Source organism: Rhizobium sp. AN6A, from assembly GCF_900215635.1.
Classification (GTDB): domain Bacteria; phylum Pseudomonadota; class Alphaproteobacteria; order Rhizobiales; family Rhizobiaceae; genus Agrobacterium; species Agrobacterium tumefaciens.
This window is the reverse complement of record NZ_OCNC01000004.1, coordinates 474,866-495,378: the sequence shown is the minus strand read 5'-3', so window position 1 is coordinate 495,378 and position 20,513 is coordinate 474,866. Positions and strand designations below refer to the sequence as shown.

20 protein-coding genes are annotated in these 20,513 nt (G+C 55.9%); 15 read left to right on the top strand and 5 right to left on the bottom strand.

All coding sequences use genetic code 11. The annotated features are described in order from the left end of the window. Positions 1–325 precede the first annotated feature (325 nt). Positions 326–559, top strand: a complete 234-nt coding sequence (locus tag CRO62_RS27665; RefSeq protein ID WP_323455502.1) for a hypothetical protein — start codon at positions 326–328, stop codon at positions 557–559. Here CRO62_RS27665 and CRO62_RS15020 read toward each other — a convergent pair. Together CRO62_RS15020 and CRO62_RS27220 are read right to left on the bottom strand one after the other, a co-directional pair. After that, positions 556–1,161 carry a hypothetical protein gene (locus CRO62_RS15020; protein WP_097100761.1) on the bottom strand — a complete coding sequence of 202 codons (606 nt, stop codon included), beginning with the start codon at positions 1,159–1,161 and terminating at the stop codon, positions 556–558. The two genes, CRO62_RS27665 and CRO62_RS15020, sit on opposite strands and share 4 nt — an antisense overlap. Beyond that, entirely contained in the window at positions 1,158–1,331 is a 174-nt protein-coding gene (locus CRO62_RS27220) for a hypothetical protein (RefSeq protein WP_179784533.1), read from the bottom strand. The genes CRO62_RS15020 and CRO62_RS27220 overlap by 4 nt, the downstream gene beginning before the upstream one ends. A gap of 210 nt (positions 1,332–1,541) precedes the next feature. Between CRO62_RS27220 and CRO62_RS15015 the strand changes: the two genes are divergently transcribed. Further along, positions 1,542–2,276 carry a hypothetical protein gene (locus CRO62_RS15015; RefSeq protein ID WP_323455501.1) on the top strand — a complete coding sequence of 245 codons (735 nt, stop codon included), beginning with the start codon at positions 1,542–1,544 and terminating at the stop codon, positions 2,274–2,276. A 45-nt stretch (positions 2,277–2,321) separates the two neighbouring features. On the opposite strand, the gene CRO62_RS15010 is transcribed toward CRO62_RS15015, so the two are convergent. Then, on the bottom strand, positions 2,322–4,172 hold the full coding sequence (locus CRO62_RS15010) for a DUF6538 domain-containing protein (protein ID WP_323455500.1): 1,851 nt from the start codon (positions 4,170–4,172) through the stop codon (positions 2,322–2,324). Between the two features lie 261 nt (positions 4,173–4,433). Then, complete coding sequence (locus tag CRO62_RS15005; RefSeq protein WP_097100760.1) at positions 4,434–4,955, bottom strand: hypothetical protein; 522 nt, start codon at positions 4,953–4,955, stop codon at positions 4,434–4,436. Between the two features lie 378 nt (positions 4,956–5,333). Here CRO62_RS15005 and CRO62_RS15000 point away from each other — a divergent pair, with 378 nt between their 5' ends. The 9 genes from CRO62_RS15000 (at position 5,334) to CRO62_RS14960 (ending at position 16,455) form a co-directional block, all read left to right on the top strand. Beyond that, positions 5,334–5,513 (top strand): type II toxin-antitoxin system Phd/YefM family antitoxin, encoded by a 180-nt coding sequence (locus tag CRO62_RS15000; RefSeq protein ID WP_097100759.1) that lies wholly within the window; start codon positions 5,334–5,336, stop codon positions 5,511–5,513. Positions 5,514–5,521: 8 nt separating this feature from the next. Next, complete coding sequence (locus CRO62_RS14995) at positions 5,522–7,138, top strand: DNA cytosine methyltransferase (RefSeq protein ID WP_323455499.1); 1,617 nt, start codon at positions 5,522–5,524, stop codon at positions 7,136–7,138. Then, positions 7,135–7,557, top strand: a complete 423-nt coding sequence (locus tag CRO62_RS14990) for a very short patch repair endonuclease (RefSeq protein ID WP_097100757.1) — start codon at positions 7,135–7,137, stop codon at positions 7,555–7,557. The genes CRO62_RS14995 and CRO62_RS14990 overlap by 4 nt, the downstream gene beginning before the upstream one ends. Continuing rightward, positions 7,557–9,032, top strand: a complete 1,476-nt coding sequence (locus CRO62_RS14985) for an ATP-binding protein (RefSeq protein WP_097100756.1) — start codon at positions 7,557–7,559, stop codon at positions 9,030–9,032. The genes CRO62_RS14990 and CRO62_RS14985 overlap by 1 nt, the downstream gene beginning before the upstream one ends. Then, positions 9,029–11,710 (top strand): Z1 domain-containing protein, encoded by a 2,682-nt coding sequence (locus tag CRO62_RS14980; protein WP_097100755.1) that lies wholly within the window; start codon positions 9,029–9,031, stop codon positions 11,708–11,710. Before CRO62_RS14985 ends, CRO62_RS14980 begins: the two co-directional genes overlap by 4 nt. Further along, positions 11,703–12,674, top strand: coding sequence for a PD-(D/E)XK motif protein (locus CRO62_RS14975; RefSeq protein WP_097100754.1), 972 nt, complete (start codon positions 11,703–11,705; stop codon positions 12,672–12,674). The genes CRO62_RS14980 and CRO62_RS14975 overlap by 8 nt, the downstream gene beginning before the upstream one ends. After that, the gene (locus CRO62_RS14970; protein WP_097100753.1) at positions 12,675–14,741 is read left to right on the top strand and encodes an AIPR family protein; all 2,067 of its coding nucleotides are present in this window, start codon (positions 12,675–12,677) and stop codon (positions 14,739–14,741) included. Between the two features lie 8 nt (positions 14,742–14,749). Then, positions 14,750–15,544 carry a hypothetical protein gene (locus tag CRO62_RS14965; protein ID WP_143539394.1) on the top strand — a complete coding sequence of 265 codons (795 nt, stop codon included), beginning with the start codon at positions 14,750–14,752 and terminating at the stop codon, positions 15,542–15,544. A gap of 341 nt (positions 15,545–15,885) precedes the next feature. After that, positions 15,886–16,455, top strand: a complete 570-nt coding sequence (locus CRO62_RS14960) for a tyrosine-type recombinase/integrase (RefSeq protein WP_097100751.1) — start codon at positions 15,886–15,888, stop codon at positions 16,453–16,455. A gap of 35 nt (positions 16,456–16,490) precedes the next feature. On the opposite strand, the gene CRO62_RS14955 is transcribed toward CRO62_RS14960, so the two are convergent. After that, a complete protein-coding gene (locus tag CRO62_RS14955) occupies positions 16,491–16,910 on the bottom strand; it encodes a hypothetical protein (RefSeq protein WP_097100750.1) in 420 nt (139 codons plus the stop codon). 121 nt (positions 16,911–17,031) lie between these two features. Between CRO62_RS14955 and CRO62_RS14950 the strand changes: the two genes are divergently transcribed. From CRO62_RS14950 to CRO62_RS14935, 4 genes are all read left to right on the top strand, one after another. Next, complete coding sequence (locus tag CRO62_RS14950) at positions 17,032–17,595, top strand: hypothetical protein (RefSeq protein WP_097100749.1); 564 nt, start codon at positions 17,032–17,034, stop codon at positions 17,593–17,595. Between the two features lie 334 nt (positions 17,596–17,929). Then, positions 17,930–18,910, top strand: a complete 981-nt coding sequence (locus tag CRO62_RS14945) for a hypothetical protein (protein ID WP_097100748.1) — start codon at positions 17,930–17,932, stop codon at positions 18,908–18,910. A 68-nt stretch (positions 18,911–18,978) separates the two neighbouring features. Beyond that, entirely contained in the window at positions 18,979–19,767 is a 789-nt protein-coding gene (locus tag CRO62_RS14940) for a hypothetical protein (protein ID WP_097100747.1), read from the top strand. A gap of 53 nt (positions 19,768–19,820) precedes the next feature. Further along, positions 19,821–20,504 carry an AAA family ATPase gene (locus tag CRO62_RS14935; protein WP_179784532.1) on the top strand — a complete coding sequence of 228 codons (684 nt, stop codon included), beginning with the start codon at positions 19,821–19,823 and terminating at the stop codon, positions 20,502–20,504. Positions 20,505–20,513: the final 9 nt, after the last annotated feature.

Genomic DNA, 20,513 nt, shown 5'->3' with positions numbered 1-20,513 from the left:
TCGCCCAGTAGTCACAGTGAGGATGCTCAATCCGCCCCGCACACTGTTCTTTCCAGCAGATGACCTCCTTGGCGTCCATAGCTGCACTGGGGTCTTGCCCATGCCGACGCTGGAGGGCTGACCCATCATGCCCCGAACCATCACATCCAACTTCAAGACCACCGAAACGCTCTTCACCCTTAGCCCACTCGCGGCATGAAAGGGCCTGCCTGCGGGCTGGCTCCTCCGTATGCCTATCGGTCTCCAGCACGTTTCCGTTGAGCTGCATACCTTGCGGCCCGGCTTGCTAGGTGCCTATCGCATAAGGATGTCTAGGAGCCTACCGGTGGACGATTGGGAGGCCGCTGCGGTTGATGCATTGGGCGACCTTGCGGCCTTCGCCTTGATTGAGCTGAGTGACATCCTGGAGAGTCAGGCCGAGCTGCTTGCATCGGCGTTCCATATGGTCTGGACTGGAGGGGAGCTCAATACGCTGATGCCGGAGCTGAGGCGGCTCTACATCACCACGGAAGACCAAGCGGCTTTGCGGTGGGTTATGCCTAGGGGTATGACCCGCTAAAGGCCGTCCCCAAACAGTAGGTGCCCATGGGTCTCCATGACCTCTTGCACGCAGGTGTATACGTGGTGGATGGTTTCGGGTGAGAGCGGTTTGTCTCCCTGTCCGCCTATATCGTCCAAAAGCCCGAAGCTTGCGGCATAGCTTCTTGCTGTCCTAAGGCGGGTGTAATTGGCTGGGTCTTCGAACACTTCGCCCCTTCCCACCATGCTCAGTTTCGCAGGCAGCAGACCCTTGGCTTCCCAACGTGTCAACGCTTGCTGTGGCTGTGCGAATGCCCACCAGAGCTCAGAGTCCGCTGGCGAAGCAAAAGCCGCATCGTACTGCCGTTTAGGGTCCAGCGCGGCCAGCGTATCGAAGAACGTAAAGATGGTCAGGAAGCCCACGCGCTCTGGCTGATACTTGATGCTCAGCATGGCGTTATCCACCACGTTGCCCCATCCCGGCTTAGCTCGCCCGGCAGAGCGCTCATAGTCGTGCATATTGCCGCAGTGACAGTAAGGCAGCTCTGTGAGTTCCTTGGCTATCTCCCGCCGTTCGTGGTCAAGGAGCACAATCGCTGCCTCCCGCTCGTTTATCTCGTCCTGCGAGAACGCCTTAATCATTGGCTGGGCATCCGGCTGGCACAATAATAATTGCTGTCGTGCACCAAGCAGTCGCTCAGCGCGTTCTCAAGCGCCCGCTGCCAGTTGGCTTCATGCTGCTCCCACAGCAAAATACTGAGAATGATGAGGGGGCCGAACATCCAGTTCATGAAAAATTTGTTGGGGTACATGGACCTCGTTCCTTTGCGATGAAATAGGAAATGACCTGAGTACGTTAAAGTTAGTCTTTTGACACGAGCCATAAGAGCTCGGGCAATAGTTACTAGTCTTCACGGCATTGATTAGAAAAGCCGCTTGTTTCGCCTCTTGCCTATCACTTGCAGGCTCAACTTTAGTGTGTCACGCTTAAGAGGAACAACCCCCAATAAGATGGTCTAAGATTGATTGATCCCGGCTTCTCACTCGAAGAAATCCACGAGATGTTGGACGCTATTGAACGAAGCCTTAGCAGGCTAAAAGCCGCAAATCTTCACAACAAGCTTATGCCAATGACCTACATCCCTGAGGCATACTCGGTTCATGTGGACTTGGACCTGAGCGGCGTTCTTCCCAGCATCGGCCTGAACCAGTCTGTGGCGAATAAACTCAAAAACATCGACGCCAAGCTTAGGGCCCCCGTGATGATCGCCGCTCTGTCGAGGACGCGAAGCTATCTCCGTATGCTGGAAAGCGAATTTGGCGGCGACGGAACACGGTCCGACCACGCCGACCAAGACCGCGTAATTCAAGAAACACTAGATGCAAATCCTCCTCAACCGATTCAAGTTTGGACCGAGCAATGGGTCTACGTGAAGCAAGGATCACGTGGGAAGCAGCTTATCAGCGATGTAGCTGAACTGCTCGATGAGGCGCTCCTTCTCGCTAAAACTACGAACCTGCCCGAGGATCAAGCGGCGTTGACTGATATCGAGCGTGCTCAGTTAGTCGCCATCTTGGAGACAACCCTTGCCGTCCTTAAGGCCCCTATGCTTGAGCCGGGTCTCTTGAAGAAGACTGCGCGTGTTGCCAAAGAAATTGCCGAAAAGACGGCCAGAAAGAAAGTGGAAGAGGGGCTTGGAGTGGGGCTCAGTTACGCGGCAAAGAAGCTTTGGGAGCTCATTGCGAGCTTGCTATAAATAGCAGTATCTGAGCGGGCCGATCCATGAGGATGTTTAGCTACATCACGCCTTCCTCCGCCTTGCTTTGCCAACTGGCTCCCACTCCAACAGCGATAAGACAGCTTCAGGCGCTACAATCTTCGTCACAGCATCGCCAAGGGCAGGAAGCCCAAATCCATCCCCATAGTCCCGCCCAACGCTGCCGCTGCCGACATGCCCCGTGAGAGCATCGTGAATCTCTTCCGTCAGTCCAGCATTGCGCCCTAGCCGCTTGAAGGTATGGCGGAAGGAGTGAAACACTTTGCTCGGCTCCGTGATGCTGATGGTTTCCCTGAGGTATCGGTTGAACCATTTTGACCATGCGGTGGACCTGTATTTGGAGTCTGCGGAGGAGAGCTCTGGCCACAGGCTGCTAGTGCTTTTAGCCCCCGCCTTAAGCAGGCCCTCACGATACCGCAGCAAGCCAAGCCGAATGAGCTCGCCATGCAGGGGAACCTGACGGCGGGAGCTAACGGTTTTCACCGAGCGGTCCCCATCAGTGTCAATGTCAATTATCCATATGCCCGTTTCCGGGTCTTGCCTGACGTCCGCCAAGCGCAACTGCGCAATTTCGTTGAGGCGGGCTCCGGTGAGCAGAGAAATCAATGGCATCCAGTAAGCCGCTTCTCCTCGGCCACCAAGCGGCCTAGACCCCGATGCATAAATCGGAGATGTGAAAATGGCCTTGAGGTCAGCCGCAGAGAAGGGCTTGCGGCGGTTTGGATCATTCCGCTTGTCAACGGTGATGGAGAGCTTGGAGAAGGGGTTGGTGAAACCCGTAATGCGGTCCATGTAGCCGTCCCGCTCCGCAGTGCTCACCAGGGCTACCAGAAGATTGAGGTACTTGTTGACCGTGGTTGCGTGGAGAGGCTCGCTGTCCTTGTCTGCCGTTGATTCGATAAGCTGGCGGAAAGACATCTTCCTCTTTGGTCCTTTGAGGCGGGTTGGTAGCGCGGCCAAGGCGTTGCGGAAATCGCGGGCTTTCTCCTTGGTGATGTCCGCTAGGTGCAGATCGCCATGCCATTCCGTGAAGTAGCGGGCCACACGCTCGGCTTCTCGCACGGTGCTATGGGAGAGCTTCTTGCCACCACGGGCCGGGCTTCCGGCTTTCCATTGGGCCAGCGATTCGGAAAGCTTCGGGCCTTTCTCGGCAGGCTTGGCCTCCGCAGGTGTCGGCACAACGAGACCCTCTTGTCGCTGCTTTGTCGCTCGATAGCCGCTCACGTAACCTCGGAGTATCGCAAGCCCTGCCTCTTGGTAGAAGTCAGAGGAGGGGTCCATCGGCAAGCGGTTGGCTGTGAGGTAGGCATGGAGCTCAGGCTGGACGATGGATATATCATACCGCGCCAAGGCTCCCTGATAGTCGGCAAGCCACATGTCTATCTCCTCGCCGTGCACAAAGAGGTGGCTGCTTTCCATCCCCATGCCGGTGAAGCGGATGCGCTCTAGGTCAGGCCACTGATGCCGCTCTTCCGGTTTCTGGAGATGCCTGCGTAAATCGCCCTGTCTGCGCGTCTCCTCGTCGCCCGCCAAAATCTTGCGAAAGGCCCATGCTTCTATGGTGGAAACTTCTGGCAACGGTTGAAGGGGGAGCTTTGCGGCGGGGCCTTGAGCAATAAGCAGGACGGCTTTCTCAAAAAGGTCCGCTGCCTTGAGTGCTTCCGCGAGGTCTTTGCGTTTGGCGGCTCTAGGGTCATTGGTGCCGAGAGACACCGTGAGCTCACGCTTGAAGCGCCCTGTATTGGGATTGACCAACTCGGGGACGTGTCGCTTGGCGTGCTCGGGTGCGGGCTTTCCTGCCAGTTCCTTTGGGAGGCGCTTTCGAAATTCGTAGATGCCGGAGCTTCGCCGCTGCATGTAGGTGATTCCTGCCATCAAGTGTGCAACCCCTGTGAGATAGCGTTGTGTACCAGACGGCTATCCCTAAGGTCCTGAAACCCTAGATGTTTTGGCGTTTCAATGCACTAGGAAATTGATGGCGCACCCGACAGGATTCGAACCTGTGACCTTTGGAATCGGAATTGGGAGAATCGGGTTTTAAGCATTTGAATTAATTGAGTATGAGAATCTACTGCGCTAGCTCTGTGCTATTTGTCGCGCAGCCGGCGGATTCAACTGTCGTCTGTGCCTAACCTCTCAGTCGGCGCCCCGTAAGTTGTTGTCGATGATGGTGATACGTTCGTTGATTTCGTGAATCTGCGACCGAATTTGCTTTGCTTGTTCTATCCTTGCAGTTCGTTCGTTTTCGCTCGATGTCGGCATTCCTAGTTCGTATAGGAAATGATCAATCTGAATACGGACGTCGCTCTTACCGCGACTTAGTCCACGGAGCTTATTGTATGCCTCAACTGATAGCGCACGATGTGGTGATTGTGCTGCGAAATCGATATTTTCCAGAGCGGTATCGATTTTCTTCTGGGACAGATTGAAGCCGGCGTGAGCGCGGTCAACCTCTTCTGACGTTAGATCTTCGCCATTGATTGTACGTTCCAAAATAGAAAGAGTTCGGTCGTCGTAAAAATATAGCTCTCTCAGTGCATCAAGGATGCTTCGAGTGGTCACAGTATTCCACACGCTTCTTCCGTCAGCAGTCAATGAAACCAGTAAGCCGAGGACTTCTAGGGTTCCTTTGCCCAAGGCGATAGCCGTCTCAATCATGTAGGTCTCTTTTTCATAAATTTGGGCAGCGTAAGTTCGATCCACTATTATTCCGATTTCGACGCGTTGGTCACCGTGCCTTTTCAAGATTGATCATTAGAAATGCGAGGGACCATGATTTACATCCAGGGCGCCTGGTTGCGTAGTACGGAACCCTCCGGTTAGCCCCATTCCGAAAATGCGATCGCGGCAATCGGCCATTCGCAGCACGCGGCCGTAGATCTCCGGCGTCCCCTTGTACACTTCGCTATTTGAGCGCTGTAAAGCGACCGTTAAAACTTGGACAATTGTAGGAGATCGATACTCTGCCTATCTAGGTTGTAGTTGCCAAGATGGTCCGAATAGCTAAAATAGCTCAATTGCAACGGGGCAGATCACATGCAAACTATGTCCGCTAAGGACGCCAAAAACAGTTTCGGGCTCCTGCTTGACAGGGCCAGAGCGGAGCCGGTCCAAGTGGAAAAGCATGGCAGGCCGGTTGTTGTTGTTGTCAGCGTCGAAGAGTTTCAACGGCTGTCGCTTGCATCTGCTACGCCACTCGGGCGAGCCGGGGGCTGACCATCGACATGCTCGCAGTTGATCCAATCATCGAAGAATTTCCGGTCCGAGCTAGCGCAAGTCAGCGTGATCAGACGTGGCGCCGTATGGCCTTCCCCGTAGTCGATGTCTTCGCTGGTCCCGGTGGCCTTGGCGAAGGCTTTGCCTTAAGTTCGGATGAGAAAGGCAAGCCCAACTTCAACAGCGTTGTGTCCATCGAGAGGGACGTATTCTCGCATCAGACGCTTCTTCTTCGTCACTTCATCCGCCAGTTTCCGGAAGGAGAAGCGCCAGAGGATTATTATACGTTTCTCAAAGGGGGCATGACTCGCGAGGAGATGTATCGCCTCCATCCCGAAGCACATGCTCACGCGGCGTCGGCGGCCTTGCGGATTTCGCTTGGGCCCGAATCCCATGCGGAAGTGAAGAAGGTCATCCGTGACCGTGTTGCAGGCAGCCGTCGGTGGGCACTCGTGGGAGGCCCGCCCTGCCAGGCATATTCGCTGGTCGGGCGTTCGCGGATGATGGGCCGCAAGGACTTCGCCGAAGACGTACGTCATACCCTCTACCTCGAATATCTTCGGATAATCGTTGATCATCGTCCGCCGGTGTTTGTGATGGAGAATGTGAAGGGGCTGCTCTCCGCCACCATCGACGGAAAATCGGCTATCACCCGAATCGTGCGTGATCTTTCACATCCCGTAACCGCCATCCCCGCGGCGCCCAGTGACCTGTCCTATAAGCTGTATTCGCTTACTGAACAGGAGATGGCTGAGCAGGATGTCGACCCGCGCCTGTTCGTTGTCCGCGCCGAGGAGTTTGGCATTCCGCAGGCGCGGCACCGCATGTTCATTGTCGGCATCCGCAGCGACCTGAAAGTCCGTCCGGGACTGCTGAAAAAGATGACTGCTCCGACCGTTCAGGAGACCATTGGATCGCTGCCTTCCATCCGCAGCGGACTCTCTAAGGCGAAGGACAGTCCCGCAGCGTGGCTGAGCGAGCTTCGCGCTATATCTGCTATGAATGTCCGTCGTCAGCTCAATGGTGCGGCCTATGCGGGCAATGTCGCAAAGGCGCTGGATTTCCACAATCTAATCGAAATCAGTTCACCCCATGCGATATCGTCGGCCCGATATGTTATGAGTAAGCCGGCACATGAGGTGCTGAGCAGCCTCTATGACGACCGACTGTCGGTGCTGACCGCGCATGAGGCGAGAAGTCATATGGCCTCCGATCTCCGGCGCTATCTCTATGCCGCGACGTTCGCGAAGGAAACCGGACGCAGCCCTAAGCTGGCCGATTTTCCAACAAGCCTGCTGCCCGAACACAAAAATGTGGAAGAAGGGCGGATGGGCAAAATGTTCTCGGACAGGTTCCGGGTACAGCTTGCAGGCCATGTTTCCACAACCATTACGTCGCACATCTCCAAGGATGGCCATTACTTCATCCACTACGACCCCGCACAGTGCCGCAGCCTGACGGTACGTGAAGCGGCGCGGCTCCAGACCTTTCCCGATAACTATTTCTTCTCGGGCCCGCGCACGGAGCAGTATCACCAGGTCGGCAACGCCGTTCCGCCGCAGCTTGCTAGACAGATCGCGAATATCGTCGCGGAAGTCCTCAATGCCGTACCGGATGATGAATGATGGTGGATTCGATTTCAGCGGAGCGTCGAAGCTGGAACATGTCACGGATCAGGGGACGTAATACCGGCCCTGAAATGCGTCTTCGGTCACTGCTCCATCGTGCAGGTTTCCGATTCCGGCTCCACACCAAAGACCTACCCGGAAAGCCCGATATCGTACTGCCGAAGTACCACACCGCTATCTTTGTCCACGGCTGCTTCTGGCATCGCCATGCCGGATGCCGGAACGCGACCATGCCCTCAACCAGAACCGAGTTCTGGCAGAACAAGTTTGATGGGAATGTGGAGAGGGACAGGCGCAACAGCGCCGCACTTGAGGCGGCGGGCTGGACTGTCATCACGGTCTGGGAATGTGATCTGAAAGCTGATGCTTCCGGAATCGTGGATCGCCTCTCCTCCGAAATTCGCAAGGTCGATTGATGGCACGGACACAGCATCTGCCGCCGAGCGCCGCCTGCCTCTCCGCATCGATGCGAGATCTGGGCTATTCGCTTGAGGCGGCTGTCGCCGACTTGATCGACAACAGCATCTCAGCCGACGCATCAAAGATCGACATTTTCTGCGAGCCCTCAGCTCCACGGCCTTTTCTAGTCATCCTTGATGACGGGCGCGGGATGGACGCTGATGAGCTGCTCGCCGCCATGCGACATGGCGCGGCAAATCCCCGCGCCGAGCGTTCGCCGCGCGATCTCGGACGTTTCGGCCTCGGGCTGAAGACCGCATCATTCTCGCAGTGTCGGTCTCTCACCGTTGCCAGCATGAAGGGTGGCGCCTGCTCTGCGGCGGAGTGGGATCTTGACGTCATCGACAAGACGGATGACTGGATTCTGAGTATCCTTGACGACAAGGATATAGCAGCTCTTCCGTATATGGACCGGCTAGGTACGCACGGCACCGCCGTCATATGGCGGGAACTGGATCGGCTTCTGGAGGACGAGACTGGCAACCGCCGTGATGAAATCGTCAACGAGAAGCTGGATGTGCTGGAGAAGCATCTCTCGCTCGTGTTCCACCGCTTTCTGGCTGGCGAAATCCGGGGCCGACGTCGTATTGCGATTACTGTCAACGGACATCCAGTCGAAGCCTTTGATCCGTTCTGCCGCAAAAACACACACACCAGACATCTGCCGGAAGAGATTGTGCGGGTCGGATCGGCTGCAGTGCATATGCAGCCTTATATCCTGCCGCACCATTCAAACCTGACGCCACGCGAGTACGATTTTTACCAGAACCGTAGCGACTTCATCTCGAATCAGGGAGCATACATCTACCGCAATGGCAGGCTGATGGCATGGGGTGATTGGTTCCGCCTTATCCCGAAGGGAGAAGCGACCAAGTTGGCCCGCATCCAGATAGACTTTCCAAACAGCCTGGATGAGGCGTGGACTATCGACATCAAGAAGTCGCGATCCCGTCCGCCGCTGTTGGTACGAGAACGGCTCAGGCAGATTATCGCTCAGGTTTCTGGGGCAAGCACCACCGTTCACCGGGGTCGCGGACAGAAGCTTTTCCATGAAGTCACCGCACCGCTGTGGGAACGATATGCCGACAAGGCCGGCATCCGGTATGCCCTGAACAGGACGCATCCGCTGGCACAGCGTCTGCAAGAGAAACTGGACGGCGAAGGTGTGCATCACCTCGAACTTCTGATGGACGCAATTTCAGCATCGCTGCCCGTGGAGATGATCTACTCGGATTATTCGACGCATCCCCGCGACGTAAATCAGATGCTGCAGGTTGATGACGTGAAGGATCGCCTTGACGGCCTCAAACGCGCTCTGTGGGGTGATGGTCCGGGGAATGCGGATGCATTCAGGGATATTGTCAGATCGACGCGAATCTTTGACGATCACGGGGAGATCGTTGAGAATTACATTCAGGGGGCATTCGCTTGAGTACGCAGAGTGATAAGGAGAAGGTTGTTCTTGCTGCACTGATCGGCGCGTTTGACGATCAGGACGGTCTACCGTCACGCGACGAGATCGCCGCCAAGGCTGTCCTCCTCGCGCCGCTGCTCGGCTATTCCGGCGCTCTTCAGAACATTATCGCTGAAGCCGAGACGGCAATCCCGTCGCGCATGAATGCGGGCATCTCACTGATCGATGTCGATGCCGCGCACGACGAGGACTGGATTCACAAGCGCGAAATCGACACGACGTATGCGGATGCATATGGTGGCTATCTGCGCAGCCAGGGCTGGAAGCCTACCGTTGTTAATACTCTCCTCAACGGTGACGGTTCAAAAATTCTAGGCCTGCTCCAGGATCCTACCAGCGAAGGAGAATGGAAGCGCCGTGGTCTGGTTATCGGCCATGTCCAGTCTGGCAAGACTGCCAATTACATGGGCGTGATCGCGAAAGCTGCCGATGCCGGATACAAGTTCATCATCGTCATTGCGGGCATTCACAACAATCTGCGCAAGCAGACCCAGCAGCGTGTCGATGAGGGATTTGTCGGACGCTCCAGCGACCCGGAAAATCGCGTTAACATCGGTGTCGGGCTGGACAAGACGTACCCGAACCCTGTTACGCTCACCAACATAAATTCCGATTTCAACAAGCAGACCGCGAATGTCAGTGGCGCGCAACTGAACGATTTCAAAAATCCTGTCATTCTCGTCATCAAGAAGAATGTGAAGACGCTCGAAGCTCTGCACATTTGGTTGCGGGAGCTGAACGCGAAAGGGCGCGACCGCATTGCCGATGTTCCTATGCTGGTCATCGACGACGAGGCTGACAACGCGTCAATCAATACGAACAAGCCGGATATCAATCCGACCGCCACCAATGCGTGGATACGGAAGATTCTGCGGCTGTTCACCAAGAACTGTTACGTCGGATATACGGCAACGCCGTTCGCCAACATATTCATCGACCCCGACGCTTTCGACAAGAATGCATATGAAGAGCTGTTCCCGAGCGACTTCATTCACTCGCTGGACGCTCCGACCACATATTTCGGGCCGGACAAGGTTTTTCTGAACGACGAAAGCAACGGTGCGATCCTGCGGCAGATCGAGGACTGTGAGGAATACCTGCCGTTTAGCCATAAAAACGGCTTTCCGGTCGCGGAACTGCCGCCCAGCCTCTATCGCGCGCTGGATCAGTTCATCGTGGCGCGAGCCATCCGCAACCTCAGAGGTCAGGAGCGGAAACACTGCTCCATGCTGATCAACGTGTCCCGCTTCGTATCCGTTCAAAAGGAAGTGCGGAGCTTCATCGGTCTGCGCCTCGACCGGATGCGGGAAGCCGTGAAATCCAACTACATGATGCCGGAAGCGGCATCATCGAAAAACGAACACATGGCACGTCTGCGCGCCGCGTATGATGCCGAGTTCGCCGCCAACGAATTTGGCGGGAGAAATTACTCCTGGGATGAAGTGAAAGCGGCTCTCTGGAGCGTCTTCGAAAACCTGCGCACCTACGTGGTCAACAGCAAGAGCGACGAGGTTCTCGATTTCGCGAAGTACGAGAAGGATAACATCGGCCTGACCGCTATCGCGATCGGCGGTCTCAGCCTGTCACGCGGCCTGACGATTGAAGGTCTGACGATCAGCTACATGTACCGCAATACCAAGATGTACGACACGCTAATGCAGATGGGGCGCTGGTTCGGCTATCGACCAGGCTATGAGGATGTCTGCCGGGTATGGCTGCCAAACGACTCGATCAACTGGTATAAGCACATCGCATTGGCATCCGAGGAACTGCGTCAGCAGATCACGCGGATGCGTCAGGCCGACATGAGTCCAAGGGATTTCGGCCTCTATGTGAAGTCGCATCCAGACAGCCTGATGGTGACCGCCGCGAACAAGATGCGCAATGGTGAAAAAGTCATTCTGAACCAGAATCTGACCGGCACACTTCAGGAGAGCTGGCTGCTTCCTCTCGATCCTAAGACAAACCAGGATAACGAGGATCTGATCGCGGAATACTGGCGCGACGGGTTTGGCGGCACAGTGGAGCCAACCGAAAAGGGGTGGTTCATTCCTGACGTTGATGTCGGGAAAGTCGATGAGTTCCTGCTGCGGTTTAAGGCGCATAAATCCGCAAGAAAACGGAAAGCCGACGCGGTTGAATACCTTCTCAAGATTGCGCCGAAATTCTCCAAAGCTGATGTTCTGCTTATTTCGAAAGGGCCTGGTGATCCGACAACATATCGCCTTGGCGCACAGGACCGGACTGCTGAAAAGGATGCTACGCCCGACAGATGGCAGGTTTCAGGATACCGCGTCGCCAGTCGCGGCGACGAAAAGCTTGGCCTGACAGAGGATCAGATTTCCGAGGCGGAGAGGCTGGCGTCTGCGGACACCAAGTCCAAAAAGAAAAAGCCCTCTGACGTTCATTATCGCATGGTCCGTGAAAAACCGCTGTTGATGATCCATGTTCTCGAGCCGACCGAAAATCCTGCATTCACAGGTTATAGGGTTCCCGCATGGGGGCTGAGCTTCCCTGACGGCCTGTACGGAGCCGACTTCGAGATCGAGGTAATCGCCAACAAAGTCTGGATGGAGGAGATGTACGGCTCGATGGACGACAATCCGGACACCGACGAGGACTATGACGATGAGTAGGTCTGTGCCGTGGGATGCCATTCCAACACCGGCGGCTAATTTCAGCGCCCTCCGCGTAGCGGGAACGACGGGTGTTGCCATCTTCTGGGGCCGCGATGCCGGAGCGCAGTGCCTGCTGATTATAGAGCTGGACGGCGATCACACTATGCAGTTCCGCCGTGACTTGGTTTCCCTGCACGGTATCAGCGTTGATCTCCGGAACGGCGATGGTGCCGGGCAGCAGCGGTTTGTTCTTACACTTGCTCGCCATATCGACAGCGATCTGTTCTTTGGCCTCTGTGACACGCTAATCAGTAGCCTCAGAGATGTTGCTGATCCGGCGACGGCACTGGCCGTGGCACTTGCCCATTTGCGGCGTTGGAAGGCGTTTCTGTCGGGGCGGAACGCCCGCCTGCTCTCACCCGAAGAGGTTCGCGGCCTGTTTGGCGAACTGCACGTTCTCCGTCTTCTCTATCAGCATACTATGCCTCAGCCTGCTGCGGTCGATGCGTGGTGTGGACCGGACGATTCCCATCAGGATTTCATCTTTGGCAACCGGGCCATCGAGGTAAAATCGCTTTCGGGTCGGGAACGCAGCACCGTCCGCATCTCGTCCGAAGATCAGTTGGAATCGCTCGCCGACGAGCTGTTTCTCCTGACCCAGCGCCTGAGCAGTCAGCCCGATGCTGGCCAAGCATTGTCACTGAACGGTGTTGTCGGGCTGATTGACAGCGAGCTGGCAGATGCCGATGCCATCGAGCAGTTCGCCGACAAACTCGCAGGCATGGGGTACGTGCCGCTCACGGAATACGATGCTCCACGCTTCATTGTCGGCAGCCTTCAGGGATACCGAGTTACCGATGGGTTTCCCCGCCTGATCCGCTCGGAGCTGCCGCCCGGCATCACCAGGGTTTCCTACGATATCATGCTGGAGGCGATGGCGCCGTTTTCCTGCGACGAAGCTGATATGTTTCGGAGGCCCTGATTGGAGACCACTGCCGAAGAGTTCTTCCATGATTTTCGTCAGGATTTGCTGGCCGGGGCCGAGGCAAACGGCAACTTTCTGCTTGCCGAGTTCATGGATGTCGTCTCGCGTGAACTGACAGAGACAGGCTTCACGGAAGGCTTCGAATTTGCACACTATCGGGCGCAGCGCGGTATGCGTGTTGACGGCTACTGGTTCAACGATGAAGGCGGCTTGAACCTGTTCGTGGCGGACTTCGACAGCCGCACCGAGCTTGCCTCTTTGACCCGCACCGATGTTGATGCCGCGTTCAAACGTGTTGCCAATTTCTTCGATGCCAGTCGGCGAAAGAATTTGTCTGCCGACTTGGAAGTCACGTCGCCGGAATACGGCCTCGCGAGACAGATTGCGGACAGGAAGTCTATGATCCGCCAGCTCAACCTCATTCTTGCGTCGGAGCGCGCATTGAGTGACCGGATTCAGGCACTGCCGGACACCGAGACAGCCGGTATCCCCACCAGCTTTCATATCTGGGATATCTCTCGTCTTCACCGTCAGCGCAGTTCCCGCAGCCACAAGGAGGCGCTGGATCTAGATTTTGAAGCGATGTTCGGGACCGGCATATCCTGCCTTCCAGCACATCTCGGAACGGAAGCATATCAGTCCTACCTAATCGTCATGCCTGGCGACATCCTGTCGGCGCTTTATGAGAAATTCGGCGCGAGGCTGCTGGAGCAGAACGTCCGGACATTCCTTCAAGCGCGAGGGAAGGTCAATCAGGGTATCCGCACGACGATCCTGACTGAGCCGGGCATGTTCTTCGCTTACAACAACGGGATCACCGCGACGGCACAGAGTGTCGAAGTGATGCGGACGGATACCGGGCTTCACATAACGCGCATAACCGACCTTCAGATTGTCAACGGCGGGCAGACCACCGCATCGCTGTTTCACACGCGTCGGCGCGACAAAGCGAACCTCGCGCAGATATTCGTACAGATGAAGCTATCGGTAATTGACAGTGAGGAAAGCGAAAGGGTCGTTCCCCGCATATCTGAATACGCCAACACCCAAAACCGAGTGCAGGCAGCGGACTTTTTCTCAAATCATGCATTCCATATCAGAATGGAGGAATTTTCCCGCCGCATGTGGGCGCCTGCAGGCAGGGGGGCGCAGCGGGAAACCAAATGGTTTTATGAGCGCGCCCGTGGTCAGTATGCGGACGCGCAGGCCAAACTTACTCCAGCCGAGCAGAAGCGGTTCAAAGCTGAGAATCCGAAGCCGCAGATGCTGACAAAGACGGATCTTGCTAAGTTTGAGAACGTCTGGGACGACCATCCCCGATATGTGAACCTTGGTGCTGAAAAGAACTTTGCCCGCTACGCGGCCCGTATTGGTAAAGAGTGGGACAAGTCATCGGACGGCTTCAACGAAGCGTATTTCAAAAGGGCCGTGGCGCGAGCAATCATATTCCGTGCCACGGAGAAGATCGTATCGGCTCAGTCTTGGTACAATGGCGGCTATCGCGCCAATATCGTAGCCTACACCCTCGCAGTGCTGAGTGAGCTGACGCGGCGGCAGGAAAGGAATCTCGATTTCCTACGGATCTGGAACGCGCAGGAGACCAGCCCGTTATTTGAACGCGCAGTGGCTGCCCTCGCTTCCTGCGTGAACGACGAACTTGTGCGTCCTCCGCAAGGCATATCCAATATTTCTGAATGGGCCAAGCGGGAAGCCTGCTGGACCAGGATGTTGGAGAAAATCGACGAATTTGCCGATCTGTTGCCGGATGGCTTCGACGATGAACTGCTGGCCCGCGAAGATCACCTCTCCGAGAAGCGGGATGCCCGGAAAACACAGAAGGTGGATAATGGGATAGAGGCGCAGACGAAAGTCTTCTCAATCCCGGCGGCGAAGTGGATTGTCATCCACGATACGCTCGCAACCAAGCGACTACTGACACCCAAAGAAACCGGCATACTGAAAATAGCTATGCAAATGCCAGCGAAAATTCCAAGCGACAAACAATGCGGGATACTTATTGATACTATCGAGAAGGCGCGCGCGGAGGGCATTGCCATCGACTGAGGCACTGGTTGAATTATGATATTACTGAAGATGCGAAACAGGCTATGGCAACAAGAAATACTCAGCGTGAAAACACCTCTTGGACCGACGACGAACTCCGCCGTTCGGTAGAAGCCTATATTCTGCTGCTCCGTTTTCAGGTCCAAGGCGCTGAAACTCGTTGGGAGCCTCTGGCACAGGCAATATTAAGCCAGAGCTTAACCCAAAGAAATAACGCAGCAATTCGCTACAGGATGCGGAATGTGTCCGCCGTCGTCCAAGAGTTAGGAGGTCCAATCCTCGCAGACTTCTCTCCCGCTGAAAGCGTCGGTGCAGTTGTCCGGCCAAAAATCAGAGAGATGCTGCTGGAAAATGACGAGTTTGCCCGAATTCTGAATCCTGGTGACAGTCGAGAGCATATCAGCGTAACTGAAGCGCGCGCCGCGCTTCGCATCTTGCGCAGTCGTATTGAAGAGCTTGAGCAGGAGCTTGCGTGGAGGGGGCATAACGGACCTCCCGACCAAGGCGATAGAAACGTGCAACTCGATGAGCTTCGCGAAACGATTGAAGACATCGATGTACTCGACGCGGAACTCGAACAGCCGAACCCCGATACGCAGATTGTAAAGTCGCGGACTAATAAACTCCTTTTACTCATTAGCAAACTGGGAGAATGGCTGGGCGCTCGGACAACAAAATTCGTCGATGCGACGTTGTCGTCTGCCGGAGCGGTTTTGGGTCCGATCGTCATTGCGAAAGCAGTAGGCCTTCTTCCACCGTTAGCGGTTGCTGTTGAAGCCGTGAAAAAGGCAATTGGCAACTAGCGAATTTTATCGATTTCCCACCTACCCCGGCAAGTGGTTATGCGGGTTTCGGATGTTGAGCTTACCGGTCCGGCGTAGTGCAGTTTTTCTGATGCGAGCGATCTCACGCACGAATACGTGCCTAGAATAGAAGTGCTTGGTACGGTACGCCACAAGCTGCAAATAGCGGAACCTCGACAAATCCAACCTCACAAAATACACATTTCCTGAGGTTTCAGCATTTTCGTCTGCTAACGCGCTGTACCCGCAGAGCAATTCCGAATGAGTAACGGGCGCTCGACCTTGCTGCTCATCGGCAACATAACGAATGGTATGGAAACGCTGCCTTTCGTGAGGTTCTGATGAAGCAAGCGCGTGTCTTGACTGATGCCGAATTCAAGCGGCTGCTGGCGGTGGTGGCACAGATGAAGCACGCCGGGCGCAACAGGCTGGCGCTCATGCTGTCGCATCTTGCGGGCTTGCGCGTGGGTGAGATTGCCGCGCTGACCCTGCGCGATGTTATCGACAGCGACGGCATGGTACGCGAGCAACTGCGCTTGAGCGCGGAAGTCACCAAGGGCGGGCATGCGCGTGTCGTGTTCGTAAACGACAAGCTGCGCCGAGAGATCGAACGTCACTGCTCGGACTGGCCCGAAGAGCGCGACGCCGATGCCCCGCTATTACTGACACAGAAGCGGACGTCGTTTTCGGCAAACACACTCTGCCAGTTGATGGGGCAATTATATAAGAGTGCCGGTCTCGACGGAGCGACCTCCCATAGCGGTCGCCGTTGGTTCATCACCCGGCTCGCGCATTCCGGTGTCAGTCCGAAGGTCATCATGACACTGGCCGGTCATCGAAACCTGACGACCACCCAGCGCTATATCGACGTGCGCGACGAGATGATGAAAGCTGCCGTCGATCTGCTTTAGCCGACGACTTGTCGCGAAACACGACAAGTTCAAGGTCACTGCATTGCCACGCGGCGGCGTGACAGCCAGCCGGTGAGCTTCTGCCGAATTGAGAAAGCTGTCACCGTGCTTTTCGGCTCCGCAAATACCTTGATCGTGTCATCCATCGTCAATGCCCGGTGGTGTGCGATCCAGCCGAGCAGATCATTGCGGTGAAGCCGGTCACGTCGGCGCTGCTCGCATTGCTCGGATAGGATGAAGATCGCGACATCATCCTCTTCGATGTCCGTGGTCACCTGATCGGCTAGGAACGCCATGACCTCATCCGGCACTTTCCGGTCTCTGGCGCTCATGGATGTCAGATAGCTCGGCCCCTTGCCGAGCATTCGTGTCGAAAACTCGGCCTTGCTCTGCACAAGCCCGACCTGCTGCATTCGCTCGCAGACTGCTTCAAGAAACTCGATATCGCTGCCCATTGTTGCCCTCCTTCAAAACCTGCGGTTCTGACCCGTTTGATGCGGGGTTCTGCTGCTGACCGCTAAATAGCTGAGATATTTATAAGAATGGCGCTGCTGATGGAGCAGCAAGGAGGACGGCATGGAACACAACAATAAAGAACAACGTCTGCGTCTCCGGGACGCATACCTGAAACTCGGACTGCAAATGCAGCCGAATGCCTTTGTGACCCTGACGACGAACGACACCGCTAAGACCGATCCCCGCGAGAAGAAGGATCAGGAGAAGGGGCCACCCAAGGTGCTGACGTGGAGATATCAGGGCGAACCGAAGATTTCGGAGATGTCGAAGACATTGGATATGACGCGCCTGATCGGTGAATACCTCGCCATGATGGACAGGGCGTTGCTTGGCCGGAAGTGGAGCCAGGTTTCACCTGACCAGCGCACGGACGGTCTTTTTATCATCGAGCATACGAAGACGAATATTCACGCTCACGGGCTTCTGCGCTTTCCGGCTGCGAAGAGCCACGATCTTGAAGTCCTGACGTTGCTGAAGTGGAACCGATTGACGCAATCCGGCGACACGAATTTTCAATCGATCTACTTTTTGGATCGTGTGGCCGAGTACTGCACGAAAGAAATGAACAGCGTGCAGTTCAGCCCGGATCAGGTCGTGCTCGCCCGGCAGTTCATGGCTGCCTGACAAATACGGTCGCAATGACATCACCCTGGCCTCGCCGGTGATCACTCGTGCGCACGGATTGACATAACGATTGCGGCTCTCCCAGAGCGGCAGTTGAAAACCATGAGTAAATGATAAGGTTCAAGAGAACCAAGAACGTCTTCGCAATGACTGTGCCGAGCATGATGCGGTCGAAGACAACAACAGATGCTTAGGCATCGACACCATCAAACATCCCATCGAATGATCCGTCCGGATCGAAACTCTCCCGAACATCGCACATGGCTTTGCCGATGATGCAGAGCGAAACTATCGACTTCAATGGATTGGCAAGAAATTCATCGCAATCTCGGCCATGACCAGCATTTCCCCTCACAACGGCAATTCTCTTTTCCCTGCTCATACACAGGTTCCCGCCGTTCAGCGTCTACGCGCCGTTTTTCGCGACGATGTCGTTCCGCTGAGCACCATCGCGGCCATCGATCTGTTCGAGCGGTTATGGGCGCTGCACGAAACCGCCCGCCTCGATCATGTTCTTCGTCAGAAAGCCCCGATGCGCAGGTACGGAAAGGGACGCGGACCGTTCCGCAAGGCGCTGCCTGCGTATATTCCGTTGCGCGGCTTCAGCTTGCAGCAATTGGCCCTCATCAAGCTCTATTGGCCCGAACCTTGGCCAATCCCTGACCGGATCGAACGATCCCCTGCGCGGTTGGTCAGAGGTGCCGCGATTATCCGCAAAGCCCTCTATGATTTCCTCGATGATGGAATGTTCCCGCGTGAACGTGCCGTTAAACGGGAGCTCGAACGGCGGCTCGGTGCGCCAGTTGCCAGCCCGGTGGAGCCGGATGCGTTCGCATTGATAATGCGCGGCTCTGCGCAGGAGCGGTTCGAGGCGATCAGCCATTACTATGAGCAGAAGCGTAAGAAGGGGGCCGCATTTGCTGCGCGACCGTTTCAGCAGCGGTTCACGGAGTGGCAGACGAAGCCGTCTTACGATGCCTGCGCCGTCCTGAGAAACGTCGAACGCGAGTTGGCGAACCCACGATACTTTTCACCTGTCGATATTCAGAAGCTCGAACAGCGGTATAGCGTGGCATCTTTGCCAGCCTTTTCCACCTTGAAGGCAATCCAGTCACGCACCGCCAGACTGGCCGTCTGCATTGAGGCCGCCGTGCAGGTCGGGACGAACAGCAAGCGCCTTCTCCTGGATCTGAATTTGGCGGAGCAGGTTGCGCGCAAATACAACGCGTTTCTCATGTCCGAAACCGGGCCTCAAAAATCCACATCGTCTAAGGAATTGAAAATAAAGACATATCTCCGATACCTCCCAAAATAATACTCGATGATGATTTTGCGGGTTCGGGCGATCTTCTGGCTGTCAATCACGACATACAGGAGAAACAAATGTCTGAAACTACACAGGAAAACATTGCGGCTGAAACCCCGGCGGCTCCGCGCAGCCTGGCCGAACAGATGCAGGCTGAAACAAGCCTGAAGTCCAAAGTCGCCACGCTTCGCACCGCCCGTCAGGCGTGGGAAGCCGGCGAGGTTGCAGCGAGCAACCGCCGCAAATACGAAATCCTTGCCGAGACCTACCGGCTTTTGACCTCCTCGACGCCTGAAGAACTGCGCGAGGTTGCGACCCTTTTCGACATCAGCATGAATGCGGCAACGCCCGCCGCCTCGATTGCCGTCAAGATCGTGTTCGGTGATACGGATCGCCGCCGCGCAAGTTCGCTCGGCAAGGTTCTCGAAGCCGCGCAGGCGAAGAAGAAGACGCCCGAAGACCTGGTCCAGTGGATCAAGGATGAAGGCGGCGTCGAGAACATCCGTCTCCAGAAGCCGAAGTCGTCGGACAAAAAGCCGGCCGAAATCGGCAAGGCGAAGGTGCGCAAGCAGCTTAAGCCGGTTTTCGTCATCCCGGCTGCGCAGGCCGCGGACATGAAGGATGGCGCCGATGGCTTCCTCGTCCATATCAGCCGCCGCAACCCGAATAGCGGCCACGATGTTCTGTTCACGCTGAACACGGATGCGGTTCTCAACGCTGTGTTCGCGGCTATCGCGAAGGCCAGCGAAGGCGAGGACGCCGGCGCCGAAACGGCGGGCAATAAGAGCAAGACGCGATCCATCGAGGTCAACGGCGTTACTGCGACCGGCCTCAAGGCTGCGATGGAAGACGCCGTACAGGCTTGATTTTACCGGGGTGGCTCAAGGCTACCTCACACTTCCCGGAAATGGAGATTACGATGAATTATGCCGATACCTACGGACCGAAAGAGCTGTCCGACTTCCACCATTACGATCAGAAGCTTGCCGCCATGAACTATGTCGGCGGTAACAACACGCGGCCTCTGTTGCTCTACGGTCCGGCTGGAACCGGAAAGACGGCTTTTGCGCGGGCGCTCGCCGAAAGCCTCTGCGCAGATGTGTCGCAGCACGATATCCTGTTCATCAACGGCAGCATGGAAAATTCCATCGATACCGTGCGCGAGAAAATCGCGACCTTCGCATCGGTGACGAAGTTCAACGAGAAGCAGTTGAGCATCATCATCATCGACGAGGCTGATGGCTTTTCGGGTTCGGCACAAAATGCGCTCAAGGCTGAAATCGACAGGCTGATGCCGTATACGCTGTTCATCCTGACGACCAACCATTTGGAGAAACTGGCCGCGCCGATCCGTGACCGCTGCAAGGTCGCCCACTGCCCTTGGCCGATGCCGGGTGAGCTTCTGCCGCTGGCGCAGAAGATTTTGTCTGCTGAAGGCGAGACGATTTCCGACGGAAAACTCTTGCAGGTCTTGGGAGCCGACTACGCCTATATCAGAGGACTGAGTTATCGGCAGATGTTCCAGCGTCTTGAGGACTTGGTCGGTCTTCGCAGGATGCGCGATATCGTCAATACGACCGCCGTAGAGGCCAAGTTGTCGTGAAACACGACA